Origin of the sequence: Rhodoferax sp. (assembly GCF_014859475.1) — a bacterium.
Classification (GTDB): domain Bacteria; phylum Pseudomonadota; class Gammaproteobacteria; order Burkholderiales; family Burkholderiaceae_C; genus Rhodoferax.
In genome coordinates, this window is sequence record NZ_JACUUE010000218.1 from 1 (window position 1) to 3,871 (window position 3,871).

At 64.1% G+C, this 3,871-nt stretch carries 4 protein-coding genes; 2 read left to right on the forward strand and 2 right to left on the reverse strand.

The annotated features are described in order from the left end of the window. Positions 1 to 1,031, reverse strand: a 1,031-nt coding sequence (waaC, locus tag IBX54_RS13255) for a lipopolysaccharide heptosyltransferase I (protein ID WP_296543129.1), incomplete at its 3' end; no start/stop codon positions are given. Next, positions 1,028 to 2,410 (reverse strand): phosphomannomutase/phosphoglucomutase, encoded by a 1,383-nt coding sequence (locus IBX54_RS13260; protein ID WP_296543130.1) that lies wholly within the window; start codon positions 2,408 to 2,410, stop codon positions 1,028 to 1,030. The genes IBX54_RS13260 and waaC, both read right to left, overlap by 4 nt. A gap of 116 nt (positions 2,411 to 2,526) precedes the next feature. Between IBX54_RS13260 and IBX54_RS13265 the strand changes: the two genes are divergently transcribed. Both IBX54_RS13265 and IBX54_RS13270 read left to right on the forward strand, forming a co-directional pair. After that, positions 2,527 to 3,039: a methylated-DNA--[protein]-cysteine S-methyltransferase gene (locus IBX54_RS13265; protein WP_296543131.1), complete on the forward strand. Its 513-nt coding sequence runs from the start codon at positions 2,527 to 2,529 to the stop codon at positions 3,037 to 3,039. Next, positions 3,036 to 3,871: DMT family transporter (locus IBX54_RS13270; RefSeq protein WP_296543132.1), on the forward strand; the 836-nt coding region annotated here is incomplete at its 3' end. The genes IBX54_RS13265 and IBX54_RS13270, both read left to right, overlap by 4 nt.

The window sequence follows — 3,871 nt, forward strand, 5'->3', positions numbered from 1 at the left end:
CCGGGGTCATGGATTGCGTCACTTCGTTCGCAATGACGGGGCTGTTCATGGAAAGTGAAGCGTGGCGATCCACTGGCGCTGGACTGCTGCGCTGCGCTCGCGGTGACGATGTCTGCGTGATGTGCGTCAAGCGGGCCGGTGCGCCAGGCGGTGTCGAAGTTGTAAATCTGCACATGCGGCAAGTCCAGCGCCACAGCGATGTGGCTCAGGCCGCTGTCCACCCCGATCACGCCGCTGCACGTGGCCAGCGCATCTGTCAGCGCGTCCAGCGGCAGGCGCGGCCACACCTGGGCGAGTGCCAGGCCGTGGGCGATGTCGTGCGCGGTTTGCTGCTCGGCCGGGCTGCCATGCGGCAAGGCCACGCCAAAACCTGCATCAAAGAGGCGCTGCGCCAACGCGCGCCAGTGCACCAGCGGCCACTCCTTGTCGGCGCGCGAGGTGCCATGCACCAGCGCCACCGTGCCGCGCTGCCCCGGCGCAGGCGCCAGCGCCTCGCCACCCGCCTGAATTTGTTGCGCCACCAGGCCAAAAGACAAGGTATCAGGCAGGCGGTAGTGCAAGGCCTGCGCACACAGCTCGCGCGAGCGCGTCACGGCGTGGCTGTGCGCCGGCAGCGCGATGGCTTCATGCGCCACCCAGCGCGCCGGCGCCTCGAAGCTGGAGCCCTCGGTCTGGTTGGCCAGGCCATAACGCTTGCCGCCCGGGCTTAAACGGGCCAGCCAGGCCATCAGGGCAGACTTGGTCAGGCCCTGCAAGTCGATCACCGCGTCGTATTGTTGCTGCTGCAGTTCAGCCTTGAAGGCAGCCCAGGCGCGGCGTGTTTCAAAGCTCAAAGGGGTCTTGCGCCAGCGCCGCAGTTCACAGGCAATGACGCGGTGCACGCCCTGGCAGCGCTGCACCAGCGGTGCAAAACCGCGCTCCACCACCCAGTCGATCTGCGCGTCGGGCAAGGCTTGCAGGATGTCCTGCACGGCCGGCATGGCGTGCACCACGTCGCCAAGCGATGACAGCTTGACGATCAGAATCTTCAATGTGCGGCCTCGTCGGTGACGGCGCCGGGCAACACCTGGTGCAGCAGCGCCATCATGTCGCGCTGGATGCGCGCCAGCGCCTCGGTTGTGTGGCCTTCAAAGCGCAGCACCAGCACCGGCGTGGTGTTGGAGGCGCGAATCAGGCCAAAACCATCGGGCCAATCCACGCGCAGGCCATCGATGGTATTGATGCTGGCGGGTTCAGGGAAGTTAACCGACGCGACCAATTGCGCCACCAGCAGCGGCGGCTGGCCCTCGGCGCATTTCACGTTGAGTTCGGGGGTTGAAAAACTGCTCGGCAAAGCGTTGAGCACGGCATTGGCGTCAGGCGACTGGCTCAGGATTTCCAGTAGTCGGCAAGCGGCATAAGTGCCGTCGTCAAAGCCATACCAGCGCTCCTTGAAGAAAATATGGCCGCTCATCTCGCCACCCAGCGGCGAGTCGATTTCTTTCATCTTGGCCTTGATCAGCGAATGGCCAGTCTTGAACATCATCGGCACGCCGCCCGCAGCCGCGATGGCCGGCGCCAGCTGCTGCGAACATTTCACATCAAACAAAATGGTGCCGCCCGGCGCGCGCTGCAACACGTCGCGGGCAAACAGCATCATCTGGCGGTCCGGGTAGATGGTGGTGCCTTCTTTGGTGACAATGCCCAGCCGGTCGCCGTCGCCGTCAAAGGCCAGGCCAAGTTCGGCGTCACCACTTTTAAGTGCGGCCATCACATCGCGCAGGTTCTCGGGCTTGCTCGGGTCGGGGTGGTGGTTGGGAAAGTTGCCATCGACTTGGCTGAACAGTTCGCTCACCTCGCAGCCAATGGCGCGCAAAATGCCGGGCGCCGATGCCCCGGCAATGCCGTTGCCGCAGTCCACCACGATCTTCATGGGGCGCGCTAACCCGATGTCGCCCACAATGCGCGCGGTGTAGGCGGCCAGCACATCATGCGAGCGAATCTGGCCACCGGCGCGCAGCTCCCAGGTCTCAGACTCCATGATGCGGCGCAAATTTTGAATCTCGTCGCCGTAAATGGCACGCCCGGCCAGCACCATCTTGAAGCCGTTGTAGTCTTTCGGGTTGTGGCTGCCGGTGACCTGGATGCCTGAAGCGCACAGCGTGTTGGCGGCAAAGTAGAGCATGGGCGTGGTGGCCAGGCCAATGTCGATGACCTCTATACCCACATCGGCCAGGCCGCGCATCAGGGCGGCGCTCAAATCGGGCCCGCTCAGGCGGCCGTCGCGCCCCACCGCCACTGCCGTTTGCCCTTCGCGCAAGGCCACAGTGCCAAAGGCCCGGCCCAAAGCCTGAGCCACCGACGCGTCGATGGTACTGGGCACGACACCGCGGATGTCGTAGGCTTTGAAAATTGAAGGTGTCAGGAGCATGGTTTTTCCTCAAGATTTGGCTGACTTCAGAGCGTGCAGCATTGTAGGTGGCAGCACATCGACAGCACCCAGGTGACATTTGCCTCGGCCCGCTGCGCTTATCATTGCCCCCCACCATGAAACACTTTACAGACCCTGTTGCCGAGACTGAGGTCGTCACCACCATCTTCTACACCCCGCTGGGGCTGATGCGCCTGGCGGCCAGCCCGCTTGGCTTGTGCGGCGTCTGGTTCGAGGGCCAGAATCACCAGCCTGATGCCAGCAGTTGGCCCACGGCAAAGGATCACCCGTTGCTGCAACGCGCCATCACGCAACTGACCCAGTATTTTGCCGGGCAACGCGAGCAATTCGACCTAGCGCTGGACCTGACTGCGGGCACGCCCTTTCAGCAAACCGTTTGGCGCGCGCTGCACAGCCTGGCGTTCGGGCAAACCTGCAGCTACGGCGCCCTGAGCGCGCACATTGGCCGACCCACGGCGGTGCGCGCGCTCAGTGGTGCCGTGGCGCGCAACCCGCTGAGCATCGTGGTGCCCTGCCACCGCGTGCTCGGTGCCAGCGGCGCGCTGACTGGCTACGCGGGCGGGCTCGAGCGCAAGGCCGCGCTGCTCAAGCTCGAAGGCGCGCTTTGAATTCCTTGCCCGGTAAAAAACCCTGGTTGACCGAATTTGTGTTGCTGGGCGCCATCTGGGGCGCCTCTTTTTTGTTCACCCGACTTGGCACCGCCGAGTTTGGCGCAGTGCCCACCGCCGGGGTGCGGGTGGGTATTGCCGCGCTGTTTCTGCTGCCCATGCTGCTGGCGCGCGGGCAATGGCCCAGCCTGGCCAGGCACTGGAAAAAAATCTTCTTTCTCGGCATGCTGAACTCGGGCATCCCGTTTTCGCTTTACGCCTATGCGCTGCTGTCGATCAGCACCGGGCTTTCCAGCCTGATCAATGCCACCGTGCCACTGTTTGGTGCCCTGGTGGCCTGGGTGTGGCTCAAGGACCGGCCGCACCGCATGAAGATCTTCGGCTTGCTGATCGGCTTTGTCGGTGTCGCCATGCTGGCCTCGGGCAAAGCCAGCTTCAAACCCGATGCGTCGGGGCTGGTGACCGGCTGGGCGGTATTGGCTTGCTTGGGCGCCTGCCTGTGCTACGGCCTGGCCGCCAGCTTCACCAAACGTTATTTGAGCGGCCAACCCTCGCTGGTGATTGCCACCGGCAGCCAGATCGGTGCCACGCTGGGGCTGGCGCTGCCCACATTTCTGTTTTGGCCGAGCCAGGCACCCGGCGCCACCGCTTGGGCAGCGCTGCTGGTCGTGGGTGTGCTGTGTACCGGCGTGGCCTATGTGCTGTATTTCCGCCTGATCGACAGGGTGGGCGCCGCCGGCTCGCTGACCGTCACCTTTTTGATCCCGGTCTTTGCGGTGTTTTACGGTGTGGTGTTTCTGGGCGAATCCGTCACCGCGTGGATGCTGATCTG

Excerpts from the sequence above, each read along its gene's own strand:
- IBX54_RS13260 (WP_296543130.1), bottom strand. The coding sequence starts at position 2,410 with ATGCTCCTGACACCTTCAATTTTCAAAGCCTACGACATCCGCGGTGTC.
- IBX54_RS13265 (WP_296543131.1), top strand. The coding sequence starts at position 2,527 with ATGAAACACTTTACAGACCCTGTTGCCGAGACTGAGGTCGTCACCACC.